Genomic DNA, 22,668 nt, shown 5'->3' on the forward strand with positions numbered 1-22,668 from the left:
CGAGATTATTTCCGGACTGCAGCAGCTGGCATACACCCTGCTGCAGCAGGCTGCCGCGCTTATCCAGCAGCGTCCGCCGCTGATTACCCGCGAGGTCACCCGCAGCACCAACCTCCATCTGCTGGCCTTTGACTGGTACGGTGACATCAGCCGCGCGGACGAACTGCTGCGACTTAATCCGTCGCTGGCCAATCCCAACGACCTCCGGCCCGGGATAATCCTTTATGCCAGCGCGCAATGACAAGGCCGCCCGGCCCGCTCTTACCGTTACAGACGAGCGCCTGACCCTGACGGTCGGAGGTAAATCCCACAGTGACTGGATGCGTTTCTCGGTGGCTGCAGACTTTCTGACGCCCGCTGGCCAGTGGCAGCTCAACCTCGGCATCCGCAGCGCGTCGCTGCCTGCAGAGGTGTGCGAAGCGCGCGCGCCGTGCTGAGCGCGGGTCGGGACGTGCTGATGACGGGGCTGATTGACGACATCAATCACGCCGTGCTGCGCGGCCAGCACATTCTCACGCTCACGGGCCGCGATGAAGCCGCCGTGCTGGTTGACTGCAGCGCGCCGGTGTTCACCCGGCAGGAGATGACGCTTGCGGAGGTTGTTGAAAAGGTGGTGCGGCCGCTCGGCATCTCGCGCATCGACATCCGGGCCGTCACGCCTGCTGCCCCCAAAAAATTCGCCGTCGACCCGGGTGAGACCGCCTGGAGTGCGCTGATGAAGGTCTGCGAGGTCAGCGGTTTGTGGCCATGGTTTGCACCGGACGGCACGCTGGTCCTCGGGGGGCCGGACTACAGCGCCGCGCCGGTGGCTTCGCTGGTTATGAGCCGCAACGGCACCGGCAATCTGCTGGACCTGACGAAACACACCAGCATCGCGGGGCGCTATTCTGAGGTCACCGTGCTGGCGCAGGGGCACGCCACGACCGGACACAACGGCGTCCGCAACCATAAGGGCACCGTGAGAGACAGCAGCTTTACGCTTTACCGCCCGCACATTGAAGTTTTGGGGGATACCGACACCGACGAAGAAGCCGCTGCCCGCGCGCGCAAGCTCCTGACCGACTCCCGCCTCAAAGCGCTGACCATCACCGCCGTGGTGCGGGGCGTGCGCACCCCGGGGGGCATTACATGGATGCCCGGCCAGCGCGTGGCGGTGAAAAGTGCCATTCATAATATTGACGCCATTTACTTCATCATGGGCCGGGAGGTGCGCGGGGGGCGCGGCGTGCCGCTCACCACCACGCTCACGCTGAAAGAAGACGGCGTCTGGATACCGGATGCGTACCCCCGTTCCCGTCACAAAAAGAAAGGAAAGTCGCAGGCCGCCACCTATCATACCTGGGAGGAAATTCCGTAATGGACATTATCGGCACCCTTAACCGGCGCATCGCGTCAGCGCTCGCCGCCATTCGTCTGCCGTTCCGGGCGGCGCTGTCGCGCCTCACCAGCACCGGCGGCGTGATGACCGCGCAGCTTGAGGGGCTGGCGGGCGAGACGCTGCAGGAGGTGGAGGTGTTTCAGCATTATGGTCTTACCTCCGTGCCACCCGAGGGCGCGATGGCCATCGTCATTCCGCTGGGCGGACTCACCAGTCACGGCATTGTGGTGGCCACAGAGCACAGTGAATACCGCATTCAGGCCCTGAACCCCGGCGAGGTGGCCATCTACAACAGCGACGGGGCCAGCATTACCCTGAAGAACGGCAAAGCGATTCATGCGGAATGCGACGCGTTCACTGCAGACTGTAAAACGTGGCGGGTGAACGCCAGCGAATCGGCGATATTTGACACTCCCGAACTGACGGCCACGAAGCGCGCCACCGTCAAAGGTCTGCTCACCGGCAGCGGCGGCATGAGTATTTCTAATGGCAACGGCGACGGCAACGGCGCGGTGGCGTCGTTCGCGGGCAGCATCGATCACACCTCCGGGACGCTCAGTTCGGTCAGCGTTACAATCAACGGCGTCGGGGTTGGCCCGCACATTCACCCTACGCCTGACGGCGACTCCGGGCCGATGAAAGCGGGCTGACCCCCTCACGTTCAAGCGGCCCTGCGTACTCGCGGGGCTTTCCCGTCTCACCCCTGTCACTCCTTCCTGCTTCCCGCGCGCGATAACCTGCCCGCCATGGACAGAATGCTTGATCCGGCAACGGGCGATTATAACGGTGAGCGCACCACCGGCCTGGAAAATGCCGCCCAGATGCGCCTCAAAACCCCGCAGGAAGTTACGCTTTTTCCCCCGCGCTGGGTTCGAAGCTGCATCTGCTGCCCCGTAAGGACACGGAGGAGACGCGCGCCCTGGCTGAGCAGTATGCCTATCAGGCGCTGCAGCCGCTGATTGCCGACGCTCGCGCGCAGCGGGTTACCGTCTCGGCCACGCGCTACCGTCCCGGCTGGCTCAGGCTTTCTGTCCGTCTCATTTCGGCCTCCGGCGTGGTGGCCACCTTTGAACATCCGGTAAGAGTGAGCTGATGACATGCCCCTGACCATCCCGGCACAGGCCGACATCGCGCAGCAGTATCTTGATGAGCTGGTTAACCAGCTGCCTGATGCGGACATTACCCAGGACAGCGACCACGCGGTGCGCGCGAACGCCATCAGCTCCGTTATCTGGGGTGTCTATCAGTATGCGGGCTGGGAGCTGCGTCAGGCCTTCCCGGATACGGCGGACACGGACTTTCTGGTGATGCACGCACGGACCCGAAACCTCACGCGCAAGCAGGCTACCGCTGCAGCGGGCGGTATCATCCTGAGCGGGGCGGCAAAAACGGACGTCGCCAGCGGGCTGCAGTTTCGCGTGAAAGGGAACGGCACCCTTTATCAGACTACCGAATCCGGTCAGGTGGATGATGCGGGCAGCCTGACCGTGGCGGCGCGCGCGATGACCGCCGGGACGGCGGGAAACCTCAGCGCCGGGGCCACCGGAACGCTGGTCTCCGCGCCTGCCGGTATTGACAGCACCGTCACGGTCGTCAGCATGACCGGCGCGACCGATACCGAAACGGATGACGAACTGCTGACCCGCCTGCTGGACGTGATGCGGCAGCCACCTGCGGGTGGTAATGCCCACGACTATAAGGTCTGGGCAGAGTCGGTGGAGGGCGTCAGTCGGGCTTATGTTTTCCCGCTCCGGCGCGGCCTGGGCACGGTGGACGTGGTTATCACCGCCGCTAACGGGCTGCCGTCTGCCGCCACTATCAGTGCGGTACAGGCCTATATTGACAGCGTCCGCCCCGTCACCGCCAGAGACTGCCGGGTGATGGCTCCGACCGAAAAGGTCGTGGACATCGCCGCTGCGGTGGGCATCAGCGACGCAACTTCGCTCGATGCGGTGACCCGGGCCATCACCTCCAGTCAGTCTGCGTGGTTCAGCGCACTTATCCCGGGTCAGGAGGCGATTAAAACGCAGATTGGCGCGCTTATCGCTGACACCGAAGGCGTGCTGGACTATGACCTTACCGCGCCCGTGAACAACACCCTCCCCGTGGTGGATGAGACCACCGTGGAATGGGTGCGGCTGGGTAAGGTGACCATCACGCAACTGATGGCTTCCTCATGAACCGCGCAGACTACCAGCAGCTGCTCAGCCTGCTGCTCCCGGCAGTGACGTATGAGCCGTCGGGCGAGCAGATTAGCGGCGAACTCAGCGCAGAGGCTAAGCTGCTGGCCGTGCTCGACGCGGTCATTGCAGGGCTGCTCACCGCAATCGACCCGGAGAGCGCCACCCACCTGCTGACGGACTGGGAGCGGGTGTATGACCTGATGCCGGATGAAAGCGACACGCTTCAGCAGCGCCGCGCGAGCGTCATGGCGGCCCTGGCAGAGACCGGCGGCCTGAGCCGTCAGTACTTTACCGCTCTGGCAAAGGCGCTGGGATATGACATTACCATCGGTGAACCTGAGGATCCGATGTGGCGCTGGACAGTCAATGTCACCGGGACGCCCGAACGCGTCTGGTACTTCCGGGTGGGTGAGTCTGCGGTGGGTGACCGGCTCGAAGAGTCCGGGGACCCGGGGCTTGACAAGATTTTTCAGCGCCTGAAGCCCGCGCACACCGAGTGTCTGTTTAAATACTCAGAGGACAGTCTTACATGAAACCCCTGATTGACCCCATCAACACCACTGACGGCCGGTTCCACAGCCGCGACCCCCAGACGGGGGAGCTGGCCACCGTCGTTACGCCGGACTATATGAATGAAACGCAGGATGCGACGCGCAGCCTGCAGCAGGAAATCATCGCTTTACTGACCGCTGCGGGCATTAAACCTGCCGATGCTAAAAAGGATCAGCTGCTTTCCGCGCTGGAAGCATTGTTTCTCGCTTCAGATGATACCCGGGTTAGCGGAGCACTTCAGAAAGCCCGGAATCTTGGAGACCTTGATAGTTCCGATAAGGCCAGAAAGAATCTCGGGCTTGGCGCGCTGGCTTTAAAGGATGAAATCAGTGCTTCTGACACAGGCGCGGTGCCACTTACAGGCGGTGAGATGTCAGGAGAGCTCAGCACGACCAGCGCCGACAGCTACCGGATCATAGCGAATAAACGCGCCTTTTTTCTTCGGTTTGACGGCAACGATTTTTATATCCTCAAGACAAAAGCGGAAGATCCCGATGGCGCGTGGGATGACTCGCGGCCGATCCGCATAAATGCTCAGACGGGCGAGCTGTTTGTCTCCAGCGGAATGACCGTCAATTCAAATGTCACTCTGACCTGGGGCGGGCGTGGACATCACTTTCAGGAAAATGGCGACATCGTTGAGGCGGCAGGCGATCAGAGTATTTTCAGAGGGTACTGGAGTGCAACCAATCTCAACGGAGCGCTTCGCAACATCACAAATCATGCTGATGATGCCTGGAATAAAGCTAATGATGCCCAGGTTAACCGCGTGCAGTCCGTTCGTCTGGGAGGCGCGATATGGACCGGAACAATCGGAAACGGTCAGTTGGACTGGGGCGGCTCAGGCCAGGTCCTGTCAGGGGTCCATTCCACAGCCAACTATGCCATCAATCTTCAGTTCTGCCTGAGACAGATTCAGATTCTCATAAATGGTTCGTGGGTGGCCGTAGGAGGAATATAACAGATGGATAATGCGTTTAAGACATTTAATAATTTCACGCGCTACGTGCCGGAAAAAGAATTATTTCCGGAGGTTAAGGGAGTTATATATTTAAGGGACGAAAAGGACAGAGACTGGTATACCCTTTTAAAAGAGTTCAGCAGCGACACTCTTAAAATTGCTTATGATGCTGAGGGCATCATCAGGTCCGCATCTTTGGATGCCTCAATGCTGTTTCCTGCTGGCCTTTCCGTTTCAGAGGTTGAAGAAAAAGACGGAGACGAGGCGGGTGAAAAATTGTGTCTTGGTCAGTGGGTTTACAGGGGCGGAAGTATTAAACCCTTAGATAAACCCGACAAGACCTGGGCAGAGGAAGCTGAAGGGCGTCGTCTGGAGTTAATATCGGGGGCTAACAGCACCATCATACTGTGGCAGACCAGGCTGCTTGCGGGAAGATCGCTGACTGATGAGCAGAAACAAAAGCTGAATACCTGGCTGGATTACATGGATAAGCTTGAGTCGCTGAATTTTTCGGATATTAAGGATAAGGCTGGATATCAGGCCATTGTGTGGCCCGTCAGGCCATAAAGAAGCAGTCACTGCTGAGCCAGAAAACGCAGTGACTGCTGAGACAGGTTATCTGCGGAAAGATAATGAGTCGTCTCAATACAACTGGAGGAAGTGTATTCACAAACACTTATCGGTAAAAAAGAACGCCCCCAACCAGAGGGCGTAATCGAAAACCGATTAGGGTTTGATTCAACAGATTACACGGAGATGGTCGCATTCCATCGGCGACTACTATTACAGCTTTCGACTAAACACACTTTAAACAGCGAAATATCGGGATGCATTAAATTTGATTTAAATCAATTAAATTTGACATCCCCTCATCCTGGCCTGAATAAGGCAATAAACCACCATGAAATTCTTTGCATGGCTGAGGCATTTTTTTATCCCGACACAACGAAAGGTAAATGACATGAGCGAAATCAATATCACCGGCAATATTCAGAAAGCAGCAATGACTCAACTGCGCAGTAAAGAAGTCGTGCAGATTATTCTGGCATCTGTTTATACCGGCCCGACCAGAGAAGATGCCACGGCGGCAGCAACGGACTTTGTTAATCACCTGACCCTGCATAATGAAGCATCGGTGCGCACTGCCTGCGGTGATAACTTCGACAGGATTCAGTCTGCCTTCGCCGAACAGGCTAACAGTATCGCTGAGAAGCTTGCCGATGCCGTCATCGATGCAGATAAATCGGGAGTAGAAAGTCAGATCCAGACTTATGTGGATAATCTGCAGTACAAGCACAGTATCGATAATGGCCAGGACGCGGCCAACGCAAAACAACCAGCAGAAGCTGTTTAATATTCTGTAATAACAATGCGCCAGCGATACTGGCGCATTTATTTAGTTAATAGTATATAAAAATGCAGGGCAAGAACGATGGAGATCAAACACTATGCTATCACCATCGTTTCATTTATCAGAGCCACTGAAAGCCTTTGGCTATTATCGTAGTAAGCCCCAGAGCAGCGGCAATTATCGCGCCGAAAATACGATAAAAGCAGATTACGATTGTTTCTGAAAATCACGCAGGTCCGTTCTGATTTCATTTAGTGAGATCTTGATGTGTTCTAAAATCGCTGGTTCCAAACCGTCACCTCCACCGCCAGTTGTTAACAGCGATTTGCAATCAAAATCCAGTGACATATGACAGCCCCCGGAGATCACTCTCAGTCATTGTTGAAAAATGCTTTTCGACGTAATCGCAGAATTTAGGCAGGTGGCGATCAATTGATGCATGTGCGTCAGGAGAAATGATGGCAAGCGCCTGGCAGTAATCGCTGAACATCCAGTGTCTTGCATATATGAGGAAGTTATCGCTGGTCCGTTGATACTGCTGCTGTTTCTCATTCCATGGCTTCTCTAATTCAATAAGCCGTATATGGCAATGGCGCATACCTTCATCATAAGCTCGTCGATTGCGCGAGAAGTCTGCATCACGTCCGAGCCAGGGGGATAAACCATAACCATTTAACCAGGATGCAAGTGCGCGAACGTAAATCAGACCAGCCGGTGATATTGCCTGGACACCATTGCGTTGGGCTATAGACACTTTGATCATGCTAAATCAGTTCCATTTGTCAGTCGGCTTAATGCCCCAAAATGCGTGAGAGTGATTTACAACCTGCTTCACCTGCTCTGCAGTTAAAGTGTTGTGGTGAATAATAGGGTCAGGCGCTAAATGCTGCTTAAGAAGCTGAATCATATCCAGCTGAATGCGCCTCATCAGCGCAAGCCCGCGCAATATCTGACGGCCCAGAGTTTTATAAGCACCTGCATAAGCCTGCCACTCAGGAGAAACGTCAACCTCAAGATATGCCAACCTGAACATAACCAGCTGGTTATTGATGTCAGCAACTTCAAGCTCATGCGCCTGAATGCGCTGTTTGATTTCGTCTGCAGAAACTGAGTCATCTCCCTGTAAAGCCGGGTCGCCTTCATCATCTTGGATAGAGGCAAGCTCAGTTAGCCACCTGCTACAGCAACGCTCAAGGTCATCAAGAACTGATTTAGAACCTGAAATAAGGTCCATAGCCATTGAGGGAGTGACCGGCCTGGATAAAGACGCCTGATGGCTGGCTAAAGCCTGAGTAGGCTCCAGAAGCGTGCGGGTTGCTGAAACCATTTGCTCGCGCTGTAACATAGCTGAACTCAGAGTTAACAGTGGCAGAGAGGAAAGTGCTGGAATCATGCTCCACTCCATGTCTTAAGACGTTGCAAGAATTAGACGTTATTTTGCACCCCTGCTCAATATAAGTACAGGGTCACCGAATGTGAGAAATCATAAAAGTTTACGGAGTGGCGAAACTTATGCAGGAGTTGAGACGATTTTAATACCGATGCAGTGAATTACAGCGGTTCACTGCGAGGTTAAGTGAATAAAAGTCATGTAATTGCCGCCTCACCCCTGTAACTGCCAGCACCCTCACACCATCTTTATGATTGCTTCCGTCGATCTATCAAAGGGAATTGATCGTTTTAAAAGATCAAAAGAGGCTATAGATGAAAACAAGTATCATCCCGTGGGTGGGTGGAAAACGCAAACTGGCTAAGCATCTTCTCCCGCTATTTCCGGCTCACAAATGTTATGTCGAGCCGTTCTGCGGTGGCGCAGCTTTATTCTTTATGAAAGAGCAGTCAAAAGCGGAGGTGCTAAACGATATCAACGGCGATATCGTTAATCTTTATCGTGTCATCCAGAACCACCTGGAAGAATTTATAAAGCAGTTTAAATGGGCTTTAACCAGCCGTGAGATGTTTAAATGGCTGAAGGACACGCCACCTGAGACATTAACCGATATACAGCGCGCCGCGCGTTTCTACTATCTGCAAAAACTATCGTTCGGCTCAAAGGTTAAGGGCCGCACATTTGGGACAAGTGCGACCAGTCCATCACGGCTTAATATCCTGCGTATGGAAGAAACCCTATCTGAAGCCTGGTTAAGGTTGCACCGGGTGGCCATAGAACACCTGGACTGGCAGGAGTGCATGCGCAGGTATGATCGTACCGGCACGCTGTTCTATCTCGATCCGCCATACTGGCAAACACAAGGTTATGGCGTACCGTTCGGCACAGAGCAGTACGAACAGATGGCTGCGCTGGCCAGAACGACCAAAGGTTACGTAATAATTTCAGTCAATGACCACCCAGACATGCGCCGGGTGTTTAACGGGCTTGAAATGATGAGCGTTGAAACGACTTACTCAGTTGGCGGTAATAACGGCTTTAGAGCCGCTGAGCTTATTATCGCTAATTTTAAGCCGTCGCCTGATAAGACGATGCCTTAAATGTCTCTGTAAGCCGCCACAGGCCGTTAATCTCGGTGGCAACGTCTAATGTCGCCATCTGCTCAAGCGTAAAGCGGGTGGCGTACTCTCTGCCTTTAGTAATAAAGAGGATGGCCTGAAGCGACAGCGCTGGTGCCTGGCTTAATGCTGAAACTATGTCGCAGGCGTCGTCCGTCATGGTCTGCCGGATACGTGAAAAATTCACAATAAATTCCTTCTGAATGGTGAAAAATCACACAAGCATGTGCTGCGACGCACACTAACTCGACCTGAAAGGCGAGTCCATTGGACTTTAAAGAGAGAAACGAGAGGTAGAGATTTAGAATGTTTTTTATCCGATTTGGAAGCTATTTTGCACTCTCAAACTCCGCCCAAGCTGTGCAAAATAGTTTCCAAAACAGTGCAAAATATTTTGCCGCGCTACAATTAAAGTCATGGGGGAACCGCAACCTCAAGGGAGCTGTCGCAAAGCGCCCGGACGTTTGATCCAATATGTATTTCAGGATCCTCAGGCATCGTTAAACCCTCGCCATACCATTGCTGAGATGCTTGATGCGCCGTTAAAACACCTATGCGGTTACGCTGCGGTCGACAGACAACGTCGCAAGCTTGAGCTGCTTGAAGCAGTAAATATGCCGGCCGATGCACTACACGGTTATCCACATGAGTTTTCCGGTGGTCAGGCGCAACGGCTGGCTATCGCGCGAGCATTGGCTGCGGAAGCACAAATTCTGGTATTGGATGAGCCCGTCAGTGCGTTAGATGTGTCCGTACAGGCACAGGTACTATTGCTGTTGCAGCAGCTCAAGCAGCAGTTTGCCCTCTCCTATTTATTCATCAGTCATGATCTGGCAGTGGTGGAAGCCATCTCCGACAGAGTGGCCGTCATGTATCGCGGAGATTTGGTAGAATGCGCGGCAAGTGATGTTCTATTTCGTGCTCCCGTTAATGACTACACGCAGAGCCTATTGGCCAGTGCGCCGCGCCTTTAAGGTATGAAAATGAAAAGTGATTTATCCGAGGTTGCCGAACCAATCCGCCGTAAACGTACCGATGAAATCGTTGATGCCATCAAAGATGCAATCGTGCGGGACAATCTGCAACCTGGCGATCGCTTACCGCAGGAAAAGGATCTCGCCACGCGTTTTGCAGCAGGCAAAAGCACCGTCCGTGAAGCATTGAAATCGCTAGAAGTTCAGGGTTTGATCCGCACCCGCACCGGGCCGGGCGGAGGTGCCTTTATCGAGCCAATGAGCGAAGCGCACGCGATGAGTTTGCTGTCTAATTACCTGTTCACCCGCGAGCTGTCAATCGCCAATATTTACACGCTGCGAAAAACGCTAGAGCCATTAGTCGCGGTAAGTGCGATTGAAAATATGGATGCGCAAGGTTTTGAGCAACTGCACCAGCTTATCGCCCTTTACGATCATGAACCCGCCGATGACAGTGAACGCTGGGCACAGCGTATGGCAGAACTGGATTTTCACGCCGTGGTCGCCAGCTATTCTGATAACGTGCTGCTGGCATTTATTTGTCGCTTCTTACAACGCTTACTCAAAGATTTAGCCGTTTGCAAAGACATCTACCAACGCCCTGAACCCGTCGAGCGACGTAAAGGCATCGATTTCCAATATCAGTTAATCGAGGCATTGCGCCGCAAGGACGCCGCTGAAGTGGAGAAAGTTATGCGCTTGCATATGGAACATGCAGAGCAGGCAATGCTGACATTGGAAGCATCGCTTGAGGAACGGTTTCTTCGTTAAGAATGATGTTTCAACCAAAGTACCGGCGTCTACGCGATCACCCGCCTGCGCCATACAGCTCCCCGCACCACCGCCAATAAAATCCCGCCGACGATCAGCGATGTGCCGATCACTTTGCTGTGATCCAGCGTTTCATGCAGGATCGCCACCCCCATTAACAGTGCCAGCGCCGGGCTAAGCAGCGACCACGGCAAAATCTGGCTGGCGGGATAGCGTTTCAGCAGGCCGTACCACAGCGAATAGGCAAAGATTGACGAGCCCAGCGCGCTGTAGAGCACGCCCAGCCAGCCGCGCCAGCCGGCTGACCAGAGTAACGACAGCTGGTGCTGTTCAGTGAGCAGCGAGCTGACGCCCACCAGCGGAATTGCAAACAGTGACAGCCAACCGGTCATGGCCAGCGGTGCTATCGGCGGTAAGCGTTTAATCAGCACTGTACTGCACGCCCAGCCGCAGGCGCTGATTAACAACCACATCATGCCTTGCCAGTGCGTTAGCGCCGGGCTGCCGGCGAGGATAATCACGCCGATAAAAGCCACCACCACGCCGGCGATTTGTCGATAGCTGAGCCGCTCTTTCAGCCAGATGGCGGCGAGCAACATGGCAATCGGTGTGCCCATCTGAATAAACACCGCGGTGGTTCCGGCATCGGCAGTTTGCATGCCAATCACCATCAAACCGAAATGCACAAAGCCAAAGGTGAACGCCAGCAGCAGCATGCCGGGCAACTGACGCGGAGTAATGCGATGGAACGGCAGCAATATGGCTGCCACCAGCACAAAGCGCAGCGTTAGCATAAACAACGGCGGCAGCTCCATCAGGCCAAACTTCATGGCGATAACGTTGAATGCCCAGCCGTTTACCACCAAAAGCAGAATCAGCACATCGCGCAGCGAGACCGCTTTCACGCGCGCAGTCGCGTCGGCGTGTGCAGATGAAAGTCGTGATCCTGCTGGAAGCGACGTGCGAATGCCAGCAGCTGTCGCTCTGCTCCATCACGACCAATAAGCTGCATACCAATCGGCATGCCGTCGCAGTCAAATCCGGCAGGCTGGCTGATCGCCGGCAGCGCCGACAAACTCGCCAGCGCGTTGTAGCGCATGTTGCCGGTCAAGACGCTCTCTTCGCGATCACCCATTTGTATCGCTTCCAGCCCTTTATGCGGTGCCGTGAACGGTAACGTCGGGACCAAAATCACATCCACCTGATGGAAATGTTGTAACAGCTGCATGCGCAATCCGGTGCGGAAGCGCTGTGCCTGCAGATACTCCACGGCCGTGATGCTCAGTCCTGCCTGCAACAGCTTGCGCACGTCGGCGCCGTATTCGTTCGCGCGATCTGCCAGCCACGGAGCATGCAACGAAGCCGGCTCGGCGAGATTGATCAGCACCAGCGCATTGACGGCCTGATCGAGCCCGGTAAAACTCAGCGTCTGGCAACGCGCGCCCGCCGCGCTAAACCACTGCACCATTTGATCATAAGCCGTAGCAACATCTGGCTGAACCTGCTGATGCACATCCGGTAACAGGCCGATGCGTAATCCCGCCAGTTCCGGCAGTGCAGTAAGCGGCTGAGATCTCCCATCGAGCACGTTAAACAGTATTTCACACTCTTCGGCATAGCGCGCCAGCGGGCCAACGGTATCGAGGCTGGTAGCAAGCGGGAAAATACCTTCAGTGGAGAGCCGCCCGACGCCGGGACGTAAGCCGGTGATGCCGTTCATTGAAGCCGGTAAGCGAATCGAACCGCCGGTATCGGTGCCAAGCGTCGCCAGGGCACTGCGCACCGCTGCGGCCACGCCAGAACCGCCACTGGAACCCGCCGGAATACGCGTGTCATCCCAGGGATTACTGCTGGCGCCGTAATGCGGATTGTTAGTGGTGCCGCCCCAGGCAAACTCATGCATGTTAGTACTGCCAATGATCAGCGCGCCCGCCTGCTTCAGACGCTGCACCACCACCGCATCGCGCTGCGCGATATTACCGCTGAGAATCTGACTGCCCGCATGCATCTCTTCGCCTGCCAGATCGATATTGGCTTTGATGGCTATCGGCATGCCGTGAAGCGGACCAAGATCGTAGCCCTGCTCGAGTAAGCGCTGGCTGGCTTTAGCGGTTTGTCGCACTTGCGAGAGATAAACCTCGTTGAAGGCGTTGAGATCGCGCGTGATTTCTTCGCGGGCCAGGCAAGCTTCAACCAGCTCAGGCACGCTGGTTTGCCGCGTGCGTAACTGCTGTGCCAGCGTCAGCATTGAAGCATCAATTAACTCACTCATGCGGCAACTCCAGCGGCGGATGTAATGCCGAAACCCACGCATTCGCGGGCAGTAACGTCGGTGCGAAGTGCTGTGCTGCAAAGGCGCTGACGCCAGCCGCACGCGCTTCACAATCGGTGAGCAGATGTTCCAGTTCAACCGCGTCCGCGGCGCAGTGGCGCTGAATCAAGGCCAGACGTAATGTGAGTGCATCCATAACAGATCCTCTTTCAATGCTGGGCGCACAACAGCGCGCCCGTGGGGATATCGATATCGTTTATTTATCGCCCATCGCATCCACCGCTTCTTTGGCTTTGGTGGCCAGCACGGTGTTCACGTTGTTCTGATAAGACGTGGCTTCAGAGGGATAGGCTTTGATGTTTTTGGCATACAGCGAAATGTTCATGTTGTTGTCCCAGGCTTTTGCGACACCAGCACGTTCTCCGGATAGCCTTTGGCATCGATTTCGCGCTGCACCGCCGTTTTCACCACCTCTTCGGGCAGCGCCGGGAAGTATTTACGCGCAATGGTCACCGACTCAGCCGGGTGCTTGTAGATAAAACGCGAGGCCTGTTCAAACGCGGTGACCACCGCCTGCGCCGCCTGTGGATTTTTATCGATGTATTGCTGGGTGGTCGTCAGGCTGGAGAAGGCAAACGGATACCAGGACTGCGCCGCCGAGAACGAATAAACCACGTGCAGACCATTCTGCATTTCGGCCATCGTGGTTTGCGGTTCGGCCGCCAGTGCATAATCCGCGCGACCGGCTGCCACAGCAGGAATCTCATTCCCAATCGCCACATGCACCAGCTTCACGTCTTTGAGGTTGTTCTGTTTGATCAGATAGCTCATAAACGCCCAGGTGGTATCAGGTTGCGGGCTGGTGACCACGCGCTTACCCGCTAACAGCGACAGGTTGTCCTGTAACGAAGCGGCCTCTTTGCCGAAAATAAAGATGGTCGGCGCATTCTGCACGCCCGCGACCACGACGCCCTGACCGCCGTTTTCACGGGTTTTCGGTACAAATACTGGATCCTGAATCGAGAAATCCGCTGAGCCGCCAATCACCGCCGACCACGATTGCGCCCCGCCGCCACCGGTGCTGATTTTGACGCTTACGCCCTGCTGTTTGAAAAAGCCCTGCTCCTGCGCCACATACAGCGGTAAATAAAGCAGCGACTGAAACGCCTGGTTGATGCGCACTGGCGTTTCGGCCGCGTGAGCACTCACTAATGAAGCCAAAGAGACTGCGGCAAAGATCGTAGCTAAACGGAATTGTTTCATGATTATTTCCTGTCCCAGGAGAGAATGAGGCGTTCAAGAAAAGCCACCAGCGCGTTAAAACACAGCATCATCAGCATGACCAGCACGATGCCAGCCAGCACAATGTTCATACCGAAGTTGGAACTGCCGAGCAGGATCATGTGACCCACGCCGCTATCGGAAGAGATGTATTCGCCGACAATCGCGCCTACCAGCGCAAAACCGACGTTGAGGCGTAAACCTGACAACACCCACAGCATCGCCGAAGGCACCACTAGCTTGAAAAAGATGGTGCCGCGCCCGGCGTTGAAGGATCGCAATAAGTTGATCAGGTCAGGATCGGTACGCATCGCGCCTTTATACGAAGTCGTGAGCGACACCACCACGCAGGAGAACGCTACGATCACCACTTTGGAGAGCATTTCAGTGCCGAACCAAATGATGGTCATCGGCGCGATCGCCAACACCGGAATCGAGCCAATCGCGGCAATGAAGGGCGCTGCCAGGTCGGAGATAAAGCGCGAGTACCACAGCAGCAAACCTAGAATCGAACCGCCGATGGCACCGACGGCAAAGCCCACCAGCGTCTCGACGGCGGTGACGCGGATATCGGTCAGCATTTCACCCGTCTGGAAGCGCTGCACCAGCACATCCCACACCTGTGAAGGGCTGGAGAATAGAAACGCATTGATGCTGCCGCTGCGCACCCCCAGCTCCCAACCGCCGAGCAGCATCACCACAATTGCCACCTGCAAAAACAGCAGCGTGTAACGTCGCGCGTTGGCCGAGCGGAAGAAGGTTTCGCGCGTGCTGCGGTTCGCGGTCGCACTGACCGTTGGGCGCGTCGACACTGAGTTCATTGTCATGTCATCCTCTCATTAATTAACCGGCTCAGGCTGGATGCCGATGCTGCGCCAGATGTGCTCGTAATACTCATTGAAGCGCGGCGACAAACGACGCTCGGGAATCGACAGGCTGTCCGTACCGAGATCGACCTCGATCTCCTGCACAATTTCGCCCGGTCGCGCTTTCATGACGTACACCCGATCCGACAGCGTGACCGCCTCTTCGATATCGTGCGTAATAAAGATCACCGTCTTGTGCTGCTCTTTAACCACGCTCAGCAACTCACTTTCGAGCGAGATTTTCAGTGGGTAATCCAGCGCTTTGTAGGCCTCATCCATCAGGATGATTTCTGGATTGGTGACCATGGTGCGCATCAGGGCGACGCGCTGCCTCATGCCGCCGGAAAGTTGCGACGGATACTTCTGCTCGTACCCGGTCATTTTGTAGAGTTCGAACAGTTCACGGGCTTTGGCTCGCGCCAGCGCTTTGGGCGTGCCTCGTACTTCCAGCCCGAGGATGACGTTGTCGATCACCGTGCGCCACGGGAACAGCAGATCCTTCTGCAGCACGTAGCCCAGTTCCGGCGAAGGCGTGCCGGTGGTTTCTCGATTCTTCAGCAGAATGCTGCCGCTGTCCGGCATCAACAGACCGGTAATGATGTTGAATAACGTTGATTTGCCGCAGCCGCTGGGGCCCACAAATGAGACGAACTCGTCGCGATTGGCGTGGAAGTTGAGGTTGCGCAGCACCGTCACCTCTCCCTCCGATGTTGGGTAACTTTTATGAATGCCTGCGGCTTCCAGAACCTTACTCATGGTTTTCCCCCAAAGGTCGCGCGTGGCGATTGTGAACCGTCAGCGGCGAAGGCGGTGCCTGCACCGGAACGTAATCTTTCAGGAAGTGATAGCCGAGATAGTCGCTGCTGCGTGCGCGCATAATGGCGGGCTGCACTTCCACGCTGGCGATCGCCATCCCTTCGGTGGTGCCGCTGTCGGCAATGATATTGCCCAGCGGATCGATAATGCGGCTGTGGCCGTGATAGTGCAGATTGCCGTGCTGGCCGCACAGATTGGATTCGATCATCCAGCACTGATTTTCCAGTGCGCGCACACGGCCAAACAGCGTGTAGCTATCGACCATCGGATCGGCATCGCCTGCGCTGCCATCACCGGCGTAACCCCACGCGGTGGGCATGATCATGATGTCAGCGCCTTTCAGCGCCAGTTCACGGGTGCTTTCGGGGAAGACTTTGTCGTAGCAAATCAACATACCAATACGGCCAATCGGCGTACTGAACACCGGGAAGTCGCTGCCAGGATAGTAAACATGCTTCTCATCGCCTGGCTGATGCACTTTGCGATACACACCGACCAAACCGTCTGGCCCCAATAGCACCGCGCTGTTAAATAGTACTTCGGCACGTTCGGGATGGCGTTCGGTCATGCCAAAAACCACGTGCAAGCCCAGTTGCGTGGCGAGCTTCTGCATTGCCTGCACGCTCTCACCCTTTGGCACCACTTCGGCTTGCGCCATTTGCCAGGCCACTGCTTCACCGTTCCAGTTGAGCGTATCCGGTAGATAACCTTGCAAAACCTGCTCAGGGAACACCACCAGATCGGCGCCCTCCTGTGCCGCATGTTCCATCCAACTCAGCAGATTGTTGAGGTTGCGGGTTTTATCGTAAAACGCGGGCAGAGTGACGCTGGCGATGGTGGTTATGTTCATAGCAGCTCCCAGAAGTTTTCTTTTAAACTGCTACTCTGCTCACATTTAGACCAATACAATTTTCTTATGTGAAAATTTTTATCATATGTGAGAAATTGATTTTCCAGTTGACTCAGTGGAGGAGGATCTCCGATGAAATCCACCCGACAGCATGAAGCCTCCGGGCTGGGGGCCGCCTTAACCGGTGAGCAAGATTTTGGGTTACGCATCAAGACGATACGTCAGGTCCGTGAACTGACGCTGGAGCAAGTTGCCGAGTTAAGTGGCGTATCGATCTCCACACTCTCGAAGATTGAGAAAGGTCAGGTATCGGCTTCGTTCGACACCATCGCCAAAATTGCCAGTGCATTTGATTACTCGCTGGCGGAGTTATTTGCCGATGACCTGCCCGCACAATCCGTTGCAGCCACGGCGATTCAGGGCCGTCGCACCTATACCCTGGCAGGCAAAGGTTTGTCGTTCACCAATCCCTATTTCCGCTATGAAGTTCACGCGGCGGAATTGTTGGTAAAGGGGATGATTCCGGTGGTGATGGGGATAGAAACCCGCGAACTGCCGCCGCCCGAAGCCTGGTCACAGCATGCAGGTGAGGAGTTTATTTATGTGCTGTCGGGGGAAGTGATGCTGCATACGCAACTGTATGCGCCATTACGACTGGCGCAGGGCGACAGTGCCTATATCGACAGCACCATGCGCCATACGTTTGTGCGACTCAGCGATGCTGCTGCCAGCTTGATTTCGATTTGTCAGACGGAAACGTTGGATATCGAGGATTTAACGCGCGGGTCCTGAGGAAAGCATTCATGCAGCGACAGCAAACGCAGTAAACTGACCGCCGCTTAACTCATGAAAGGAACTTCAGCTATGGCACGGGAACACCATTATCAGGTCACGGTTCGCTGGACCGGCAATCGCGGCACGGGCACCTCTTCTTACACGGCTTACGACCGTAACAGCGAGATGCTGGCCGACGGCAAAAACACCGTGGCACTGAGCGCCGATCCGGCATTTCGTGGCGATGCCACGCGCTGGAATCCTGAAGAACTGCTGTTAGCTTCAGCATCTGCCTGCCACAAACTGTGGTATCTGCATCTGTGCGCCGACGCGGGCATTGTGGTGGAAACGTATGAAGATGCAGCGGAAGGCACTATGGTGGAAGGTGCGCGCGGTCGTTTCACGAATATAACGTTGAAACCCCACATTACGCTGCGCGATCCGGCTGATGCGGACCGCGCGCGTGAATTACATCATCAGGCACATAACGCCTGTTACGTGGCTAATTCACTCAACTTCCCGGTGAATTGCGAACCGACGTTTGCCTGATTACGCTACGCCGGCCAGTGGCGGCTGAGGAGGCTGCCACAGCCGCACACCATTACGTCCGGCGCGTTTCACTTCATACAATGCTTCGTCTGCGTGGCGCAGCCAGTGGCGTAACGACTCGGCATTCGATGCTGACGCAATACCAATACTTACTGAACAACGAAATTCTGCTGACGCCGGCAAGCGTACCTGCGCGATTTTCTCTTTGAGACGATCGGCCAGGGCAACCACTGATTCATCGTTCGCATGATGCACAATCACGCCCAGCTCATCGCCGCCAAATCGCGCCGGGATGTCCTGCAAACCCACGTGATTACGCAACAGCGCTGAAATCTCCGCCAGCAAAAAATCCCCTGCTTCATGACCCCAGGTATCATTCACTGATTTGAAGTAATCGAGATCCATCAGCAGTAGATAACCGGCGCTGTCTCCACGGCGGGTGCTGAGGAATTCACTCTCAAGACGTCTCTCAAACAAACGGCGGTTGGGAATTTCCAGGCCAGGATCCATCAGCGCGATACGTTCCAGCTCGCGATTTCGCTTGCGCAGTTGCCAGGTTAGATTGTACGAGGTGACGCTTAAGACCAGCATGTAGCAGGTTGCCAGCGGCAACGTCAGCCAGACGGTTTGCGCACTGAATGCGAGATGAACGTCCGCACCATCCACCAGCCAGACCATCACAAAGGCACAGAGGAAAGCCTGCATAGCAGCAATTAACTGCGCTGCACCTCCTGCTGCGTAGCGATCTGACGCCAGCACCGCCATGATCACAAAAGACGGCATGGGACTCAGCGCCATTAGTGCCACCCATATCCCGCCAAATGCCGCATCCAGGGTGAGGTTATTTCGTTCGGTGCCAGTCGGATCTTCGGCACGCAAAGCGCGACGACACGCCAGCCACGGCCAGATAAACGCATTAACAAACAACAGGGCGCAGAACCCTACTCCGCGATCCGTTCCATCAAAACAGAAAGGATCGGGAAGAAACATAAAATCGTGCCGAGCTGGCGCATGATAAACATACGACGGATGAAGCGCTCCGAACGCCGCTTCAGGTGGCTATCATCAGGTGAGTAATAATTCATTCACGGGGAAGTATCAGATCGACAAGAATTGCAGTTTAACGGGAAAAAGGCGGAGCGCGTCGTAATATTTTAAGAATATTTACCTTGCAGTGAGACAATAGTGCAAAAAGACCCCACTCTGCCGAAAAGTCCGACAGCCTGATGCCTAAAAACTTCCCTTGCCGATTAAAACTATGAACTGACAGTGGTTTTTAGTACTTCGCTGCCAATATGAGTTGTCACTGCTTTGGCTTAAACGCAGGATGTTTAAAGCCTATCCGATAAAAGGAATACCTGATGTCTTCAGCGGTCCCCCTTTCTGCGGCACATAAACGCGTGCTCATCGCCGGTTCTGTCGGCAATTTCATTGAATGGTATGAATTTGCCGTTTACGGTTTTATGGCCACGCTGATTGCTAAAAACTTCTTCCAGTTGGAGGGCGAAAGCGCCATCACCAGTTTGATTCTCACCTACGCGGCTTTTGCCATCGCCTTCTTTTTCCGCCCGCTTGGCGCAATATTGTTTGGCAGGCTGGGCGACCGCTATGGGCGTAAACCGATACTGGTTGCTGTATTGGTGTTGATGACGCTCGCCACCGTCGCGATTGGATTGGTGCCGGTCTACGCATCGATCGGCATTGCTGCACCGTTGCTGATCACTGCGTTGCGTATCCTGCAGGGGTTGTTTGCCGGAGGCGAATATGGCGGTGCGGTATCGCTGATGACGGAATTTGCGCCGCCGGGAAAACGCGGATTTTACGGCGCCTGGCAGTCTCTGACCGTGGCATTTGGATTACTGGCCGGCGTGGCAGTTTTGCCATTGCTCATCGGTGACGCAGCGATGAGTGACTGGGGCTGGCGCATCCCATTCCTGCTGGCGTTGCCGCTCGGGGCGGTTGCACTGTGGTTACGTTCGGGACTGGAAGAGTCACCGCAGTTTGAACAGGCAAAACAGATAAGGCAGAAAGCGCACCGCTCAGCGCCACCGTGCGCGCCATTGTGCTGGGCATTGGACGACTGATGGTGTGGTCAGCGGCGGGCTATACCTATCTGGTGATTATGCCGACCTATCTGCAAGCCGCGCTGCACACCGGCTTCAACCAGGCGCTGCTGATTGCTGTCATCTCTAACCTCGGTTTCGCGGCCACCATCCTGCCCGCAGGCATTATCAGCGATCGGGTTGGCCGTCGCGCGGTGATGCTGGTGGCGACCTTCCTGTTACTGGTGCTGGCCTTCCCGCTGCTGAAAGTATTGCAGGATCCGCAAAACGGGATGCTGATTAAAGCGGCGGTGGTGTTTGTGGCCGGTGCATTAGTCGGCATGCTCGCAGGTCCGGGTCCCGCGATGCTGGCGGAGATGTTCCCGACGCGCGTGCGCTATACCGGACTCGGGTTGGCTTACTCGCTATCAAATGCGCTGTTTTCCGGCTGTGCGGGGCTGATTATTACCGGACTGATGAAGCAGACGGGCAATGCCGATATTCCGGCGTGGTATGTGATGGGCACGGCACTGGTGAGTTTCGTGGCGCTGTTAACGTTGAATAAAGACGATCATCGCAGGCCGTTATAACCATGAAGAAAAGGGAATTTATTACGCAGGATCTGCTGAGCAAGATCTACCAGACTGCCAGCGAGCCTTTGCATAAACTGCCAGCGGAGCGCGAGCTGGCAGAAGAGTATGGCGTATCACGCTATACGATCCGCGAAGCATTAAAGAAGCTGGTGAGTATTGGCATCATTCATATTGTGCAGGGTTCAGGGATTTATATCAGCGAAAATGCCCGAAGCAATCCGCTTGTTTATAACTCGATTACTGAAAAACGTTTTGACCAGATGCGCTACCAGCTGCTCAATTTGCATAAGCGGTTGCCTGATAAAGAACAGCAACAGGTATTTGGTATCGATGACACTGCCTGGCTGTGGTATTTCTGCCGACTGCGTTATGTCGAGGAACGCTGTACGCAAATTGAGACCTCATGCTTGCCACTGGCGCGTTTTCCCGATCTTAACCAACGTGTGATTGAAAGCTCTTTGCAACGCTATGTCGTGGCTAAAGGCTTTATCCCTTCACACTTCCTGACGCATTATCAGGCCGTGAACGTGGATAAAGTGCAGGCGGCACAACTCGGTTGTAAGCGTGGCACCGCTGCAATGAAAATCACCAATCGCGGGATCTTAACGGGGGGGGGAAGTGTGGGTGCAGAGCGAAGTGATCGATATCCACTACGAATGCACCTACGTTACGCCGTTCAACGCCGATAATCTGCGCTTTCGCAGTGGAGATTAAGGTGTGTGGATGGCGCCATTTGGCAGCCGACTCTGCGTCCACTCGTGGGCGCGATAGACCACGGGAAATTGTGCCAGCGCCGCTTCATCGACCTGAATGCCAATGCCGGGACGATTAACAGGATACATATAACCGCCCTCTGCCTGTAACGCATTCGGAAACACCGCCAGCGTGTTTTGTTGTGGCGGAATAAATTCCTGAATCGCCGCATTATGAAGATGGATATTGAGGTGCGTATTAACGGCAACGCCTACAGGGGTCATATCTGGCGGTCCATGCCATGCCAGACGCACACCAAATGCCTGGCATAACACGGCCAGTTTAAGTGCAGGGGTAATGCCGCCAATTTGTGACACATGGCAGCGGATAAAATCGATTTGTCGATTAACAATCAGATCATGCCACTCAGCAGGATTGTTAAATAACTCTCCCAGCGCCAGCGGCACGCTGCTGTGGGCACGGATTTGCGCCAACCAGCCACTCTGTTGCGGTGACACAATATCTTCCAAAAACCATGGCTGATAGGGCTCCAGCGCTTTCGCCAGTTGGATCGCCTGCTGCGGGAACAGCCGTTCGTGCACATCATGCAGGATGTGAAAACGCTGACCGTATTTTTCACGTAACGCTTTGAACATGGCGATGGTGTTCGCTATATATTCATCCTGATCGTAATAAGCGCCAGGCGTGGGCTCGCGCGTTTGATGCAGATCCTGTGGTGTACCACCATAAAAACCTAGCTGGCAGCGAATGTAGCGGTAACCTTGCTCTAGCAGCGCATCCACCTGTGGGAACAGTTCATCCATGCTCTCCCCCGCCGCATGGCTGTAGACTGGAATAGCATCTTTCGATTTGCCACCAAATAGTTGATAGAGCGGCATTTTCGCTAATTGAGCCTTAATATCCCAAAGGGCCATATCTACGCCCGCAATGGCGTTATTCATCACCGGACCATTTCGCCAGTAAGCGTTAACCTGCATCATCTGCCAGAGATCTTCAATATGGTTGCCGTCTCGGCCAATTAATAATGGTTTGAGATATTCATCCACCATGGTCTTCACCGCCAGCGGGCGCTGTTGAAAGGTCGCACAGCCATAGCCCACAATATTCTTGTCTGTGGTGACTTTAACCAACACTAAATTGTGTCGGTCTGGGCGGGTGATAAAACATTCTAGGTTAGTGATCACGGTGGGTGTCATGGTCGCTCCTGACGGCTGAGTAAATAGCGAATTCTGC

The 22,668-nt window shown here is 54.9% G+C and carries 26 protein-coding genes and 5 pseudogenes; 18 read left to right on the top strand and 13 right to left on the bottom strand.

Annotated features, from left to right (window positions below):
• The 11 genes and pseudogenes from HA45_RS27325 to HA45_RS18205 all read left to right on the top strand — a co-directional run.
• Positions 1-241, top strand: a pseudogene (locus HA45_RS27325) (DNA circularization protein); the annotation flags it as partial.
• 91 nt (positions 242-332) lie between these two features.
• The gene (locus tag HA45_RS29130) at positions 333-437 is read left to right on the top strand and encodes a hypothetical protein (protein WP_366557352.1); all 105 of its coding nucleotides are present in this window, start codon (positions 333-335) and stop codon (positions 435-437) included.
• Positions 438-457: 20 nt separating this feature from the next.
• The gene (locus tag HA45_RS18165; protein WP_244563469.1) at positions 458-1,357 is read left to right on the top strand and encodes a phage tail protein; all 900 of its coding nucleotides are present in this window, start codon (positions 458-460) and stop codon (positions 1,355-1,357) included.
• Entirely contained in the window at positions 1,357-2,028 is a 672-nt protein-coding gene (locus HA45_RS18170) for a phage baseplate assembly protein V (RefSeq protein WP_100700291.1), read from the top strand. The genes HA45_RS18165 and HA45_RS18170 overlap by 1 nt, the downstream gene beginning before the upstream one ends.
• Before the next feature lie 236 nt (positions 2,029-2,264).
• Positions 2,265-2,471: a phage GP46 family protein gene (locus HA45_RS28285; protein ID WP_366557355.1), complete on the top strand. Its 207-nt coding sequence runs from the start codon at positions 2,265-2,267 to the stop codon at positions 2,469-2,471.
• 4 nt (positions 2,472-2,475) lie between these two features.
• Positions 2,476-3,558, top strand: a complete 1,083-nt coding sequence (locus HA45_RS18180; protein WP_100700293.1) for a baseplate J/gp47 family protein — start codon at positions 2,476-2,478, stop codon at positions 3,556-3,558.
• A complete protein-coding gene (locus HA45_RS18185; protein WP_100700294.1) occupies positions 3,555-4,094 on the top strand; it encodes a YmfQ family protein in 540 nt (179 codons plus the stop codon). The genes HA45_RS18180 and HA45_RS18185 overlap by 4 nt, the downstream gene beginning before the upstream one ends.
• A complete protein-coding gene (locus tag HA45_RS18190) occupies positions 4,091-5,074 on the top strand; it encodes a phage tail fiber protein (RefSeq protein WP_100700295.1) in 984 nt (327 codons plus the stop codon). Before HA45_RS18185 ends, HA45_RS18190 begins: the two co-directional genes overlap by 4 nt.
• 3 nt (positions 5,075-5,077) lie before the next feature.
• Positions 5,078-5,641 carry a tail fiber assembly protein gene (locus HA45_RS18195; RefSeq protein ID WP_100700296.1) on the top strand — a complete coding sequence of 188 codons (564 nt, stop codon included), beginning with the start codon at positions 5,078-5,080 and terminating at the stop codon, positions 5,639-5,641.
• A gap of 93 nt (positions 5,642-5,734) precedes the next feature.
• Positions 5,735-6,034, top strand: a complete 300-nt coding sequence (locus HA45_RS27665) for a hypothetical protein (RefSeq protein WP_128598986.1) — start codon at positions 5,735-5,737, stop codon at positions 6,032-6,034.
• Between the two features lies 1 nt (position 6,035).
• Positions 6,036-6,428: a hypothetical protein gene (locus HA45_RS18205; protein ID WP_100700297.1), complete on the top strand. Its 393-nt coding sequence runs from the start codon at positions 6,036-6,038 to the stop codon at positions 6,426-6,428.
• A gap of 328 nt (positions 6,429-6,756) precedes the next feature.
• On the opposite strand, the gene HA45_RS18210 is transcribed toward HA45_RS18205, so the two are convergent.
• Both HA45_RS18210 and HA45_RS18215 read right to left on the bottom strand, forming a co-directional pair.
• Complete coding sequence (locus HA45_RS18210; RefSeq protein ID WP_100700298.1) at positions 6,757-7,188, bottom strand: type II toxin-antitoxin system YafO family toxin; 432 nt, start codon at positions 7,186-7,188, stop codon at positions 6,757-6,759.
• 6 nt (positions 7,189-7,194) lie between these two features.
• Positions 7,195-7,818 (bottom strand): hypothetical protein, encoded by a 624-nt coding sequence (locus HA45_RS18215; RefSeq protein WP_100700299.1) that lies wholly within the window; start codon positions 7,816-7,818, stop codon positions 7,195-7,197.
• 311 nt (positions 7,819-8,129) lie between these two features.
• On the opposite strand from HA45_RS18215, the gene HA45_RS18220 reads away from it, so the two are divergent.
• Positions 8,130-8,915 (top strand): DNA adenine methylase, encoded by a 786-nt coding sequence (locus tag HA45_RS18220; RefSeq protein ID WP_100700300.1) that lies wholly within the window; start codon positions 8,130-8,132, stop codon positions 8,913-8,915.
• Here the strand turns inward: HA45_RS18220 and HA45_RS18225 are convergent.
• A complete protein-coding gene (locus HA45_RS18225; RefSeq protein ID WP_100700301.1) occupies positions 8,884-9,120 on the bottom strand; it encodes a hypothetical protein in 237 nt (78 codons plus the stop codon). The two genes, HA45_RS18220 and HA45_RS18225, sit on opposite strands and share 32 nt — an antisense overlap.
• Before the next feature lie 217 nt (positions 9,121-9,337).
• Between HA45_RS18225 and HA45_RS18230 the strand changes: the two are divergent.
• Positions 9,338-9,907 (top strand): annotated as a pseudogene (locus HA45_RS18230) (ATP-binding cassette domain-containing protein); the annotation flags it as partial.
• 9 nt (positions 9,908-9,916) lie between these two features.
• On the top strand, positions 9,917-10,678 hold the full coding sequence (locus tag HA45_RS18235) for a FadR/GntR family transcriptional regulator (RefSeq protein WP_100700302.1): 762 nt from the start codon (positions 9,917-9,919) through the stop codon (positions 10,676-10,678).
• Between the two features lie 29 nt (positions 10,679-10,707).
• Here the strand turns inward: HA45_RS18235 and HA45_RS18240 are convergent, their stop codons facing one another.
• The 8 genes from HA45_RS18240 to HA45_RS18270 are packed head-to-tail and all read right to left on the bottom strand — an operon-like array spanning position 10,708 to position 16,763.
• Positions 10,708-11,583, bottom strand: a complete 876-nt coding sequence (locus HA45_RS18240; RefSeq protein ID WP_100700303.1) for a DMT family transporter — start codon at positions 11,581-11,583, stop codon at positions 10,708-10,710.
• The gene (locus tag HA45_RS18245; RefSeq protein WP_100700304.1) at positions 11,580-12,950 is read right to left on the bottom strand and encodes an amidase; all 1,371 of its coding nucleotides are present in this window, start codon (positions 12,948-12,950) and stop codon (positions 11,580-11,582) included. Before HA45_RS18245 ends, HA45_RS18240 begins: the two co-directional genes overlap by 4 nt.
• A complete protein-coding gene (locus HA45_RS18250; protein WP_100700305.1) occupies positions 12,943-13,146 on the bottom strand; it encodes a hypothetical protein in 204 nt (67 codons plus the stop codon). The genes HA45_RS18245 and HA45_RS18250 overlap by 8 nt, the downstream gene beginning before the upstream one ends.
• A 60-nt stretch (positions 13,147-13,206) precedes the next feature.
• The gene (locus HA45_RS28685) at positions 13,207-13,335 is read right to left on the bottom strand and encodes a hypothetical protein (RefSeq protein ID WP_280174518.1); all 129 of its coding nucleotides are present in this window, start codon (positions 13,333-13,335) and stop codon (positions 13,207-13,209) included.
• On the bottom strand, positions 13,332-14,213 hold the full coding sequence (locus HA45_RS18255) for an ABC transporter substrate-binding protein (RefSeq protein ID WP_244563470.1): 882 nt from the start codon (positions 14,211-14,213) through the stop codon (positions 13,332-13,334). The genes HA45_RS28685 and HA45_RS18255 overlap by 4 nt, the downstream gene beginning before the upstream one ends.
• A 2-nt stretch (positions 14,214-14,215) precedes the next feature.
• Positions 14,216-15,058 carry an ABC transporter permease gene (locus tag HA45_RS18260; RefSeq protein ID WP_100700307.1) on the bottom strand — a complete coding sequence of 281 codons (843 nt, stop codon included), beginning with the start codon at positions 15,056-15,058 and terminating at the stop codon, positions 14,216-14,218.
• 12 nt (positions 15,059-15,070) lie between these two features.
• Positions 15,071-15,853, bottom strand: a complete 783-nt coding sequence (locus HA45_RS18265; protein ID WP_100700308.1) for an ABC transporter ATP-binding protein — start codon at positions 15,851-15,853, stop codon at positions 15,071-15,073.
• Positions 15,846-16,763 carry a carbon-nitrogen hydrolase family protein gene (locus tag HA45_RS18270; RefSeq protein WP_100700309.1) on the bottom strand — a complete coding sequence of 306 codons (918 nt, stop codon included), beginning with the start codon at positions 16,761-16,763 and terminating at the stop codon, positions 15,846-15,848. The genes HA45_RS18265 and HA45_RS18270 overlap by 8 nt, the downstream gene beginning before the upstream one ends.
• A 132-nt stretch (positions 16,764-16,895) precedes the next feature.
• Between HA45_RS18270 and HA45_RS18275 the strand changes: the two genes are divergently transcribed.
• Positions 16,896-17,555, top strand: coding sequence for a helix-turn-helix domain-containing protein (locus HA45_RS18275; RefSeq protein ID WP_100700310.1), 660 nt, complete (start codon positions 16,896-16,898; stop codon positions 17,553-17,555).
• 72 nt (positions 17,556-17,627) lie between these two features.
• Positions 17,628-18,086 (top strand): OsmC family protein, encoded by a 459-nt coding sequence (locus HA45_RS18280; protein ID WP_100700311.1) that lies wholly within the window; start codon positions 17,628-17,630, stop codon positions 18,084-18,086.
• On the opposite strand, the pseudogene HA45_RS18285 reads toward HA45_RS18280, so the two are convergent.
• Positions 18,087-19,171 (bottom strand): annotated as a pseudogene (locus tag HA45_RS18285) (diguanylate cyclase).
• A 276-nt stretch (positions 19,172-19,447) separates the two neighbouring features.
• Here HA45_RS18285 and HA45_RS18290 point away from each other — a divergent pair.
• Both HA45_RS18290 and HA45_RS18295 read left to right on the top strand, forming a co-directional pair.
• A pseudogene (locus HA45_RS18290) lies at positions 19,448-20,718 on the top strand (MFS transporter).
• A 2-nt stretch (positions 20,719-20,720) separates the two neighbouring features.
• Positions 20,721-21,435, top strand: a pseudogene (locus tag HA45_RS18295) (GntR family transcriptional regulator).
• Here the strand turns inward: HA45_RS18295 and HA45_RS18300 are convergent.
• On the bottom strand, positions 21,432-22,631 hold the full coding sequence (locus HA45_RS18300; protein ID WP_100700314.1) for an enolase C-terminal domain-like protein: 1,200 nt from the start codon (positions 22,629-22,631) through the stop codon (positions 21,432-21,434). The pseudogene HA45_RS18295 and the gene HA45_RS18300 overlap by 4 nt on opposite strands.
• Positions 22,632-22,668: the final 37 nt, after the last annotated feature.

Origin of the sequence: Pantoea rodasii (assembly GCF_002095465.1) — a bacterium.
GTDB lineage: Bacteria > Pseudomonadota > Gammaproteobacteria > Enterobacterales > Enterobacteriaceae > Pantoea > Pantoea rodasii.

Bases quoted from the DNA above. Each gene is read 5' to 3' on its own strand.
- HA45_RS18165 (WP_244563469.1), top strand. From the start codon at position 458: ATGACGGGGCTGATTGACGACATCAATCACGCCGTGCTGCGCGGCCAG.
- HA45_RS18170 (WP_100700291.1), top strand. From the start codon at position 1,357: ATGGACATTATCGGCACCCTTAACCGGCGCATCGCGTCAGCGCTCGCC.
- HA45_RS18180 (WP_100700293.1), top strand. From the start codon at position 2,476: ATGCCCCTGACCATCCCGGCACAGGCCGACATCGCGCAGCAGTATCTT.
- HA45_RS18185 (WP_100700294.1), top strand. From the start codon at position 3,555: ATGAACCGCGCAGACTACCAGCAGCTGCTCAGCCTGCTGCTCCCGGCA.
- HA45_RS18190 (WP_100700295.1), top strand. From the start codon at position 4,091: ATGAAACCCCTGATTGACCCCATCAACACCACTGACGGCCGGTTCCAC.
- HA45_RS18195 (WP_100700296.1), top strand. From the start codon at position 5,078: ATGGATAATGCGTTTAAGACATTTAATAATTTCACGCGCTACGTGCCG.
- HA45_RS18205 (WP_100700297.1), top strand. From the start codon at position 6,036: ATGAGCGAAATCAATATCACCGGCAATATTCAGAAAGCAGCAATGACT.
- HA45_RS18210 (WP_100700298.1), bottom strand. From the start codon at position 7,188: ATGATCAAAGTGTCTATAGCCCAACGCAATGGTGTCCAGGCAATATCA.
- HA45_RS18215 (WP_100700299.1), bottom strand. From the start codon at position 7,818: ATGATTCCAGCACTTTCCTCTCTGCCACTGTTAACTCTGAGTTCAGCT.
- HA45_RS18220 (WP_100700300.1), top strand. From the start codon at position 8,130: ATGAAAACAAGTATCATCCCGTGGGTGGGTGGAAAACGCAAACTGGCT.
- HA45_RS18235 (WP_100700302.1), top strand. From the start codon at position 9,917: ATGAAAAGTGATTTATCCGAGGTTGCCGAACCAATCCGCCGTAAACGT.
- HA45_RS18245 (WP_100700304.1), bottom strand. From the start codon at position 12,950: ATGAGTGAGTTAATTGATGCTTCAATGCTGACGCTGGCACAGCAGTTA.
- HA45_RS18250 (WP_100700305.1), bottom strand. From the start codon at position 13,146: ATGGATGCACTCACATTACGTCTGGCCTTGATTCAGCGCCACTGCGCC.
- HA45_RS28685 (WP_280174518.1), bottom strand. From the start codon at position 13,335: ATGAACATTTCGCTGTATGCCAAAAACATCAAAGCCTATCCCTCTGAA.
- HA45_RS18255 (WP_244563470.1), bottom strand. From the start codon at position 14,213: ATGAAACAATTCCGTTTAGCTACGATCTTTGCCGCAGTCTCTTTGGCT.
- HA45_RS18260 (WP_100700307.1), bottom strand. From the start codon at position 15,058: ATGACAATGAACTCAGTGTCGACGCGCCCAACGGTCAGTGCGACCGCG.
- HA45_RS18265 (WP_100700308.1), bottom strand. From the start codon at position 15,853: ATGAGTAAGGTTCTGGAAGCCGCAGGCATTCATAAAAGTTACCCAACA.
- HA45_RS18270 (WP_100700309.1), bottom strand. From the start codon at position 16,763: ATGAACATAACCACCATCGCCAGCGTCACTCTGCCCGCGTTTTACGAT.
- HA45_RS18275 (WP_100700310.1), top strand. From the start codon at position 16,896: ATGAAATCCACCCGACAGCATGAAGCCTCCGGGCTGGGGGCCGCCTTA.
- HA45_RS18280 (WP_100700311.1), top strand. From the start codon at position 17,628: ATGGCACGGGAACACCATTATCAGGTCACGGTTCGCTGGACCGGCAAT.
- HA45_RS18300 (WP_100700314.1), bottom strand. From the start codon at position 22,631: ATGACACCCACCGTGATCACTAACCTAGAATGTTTTATCACCCGCCCA.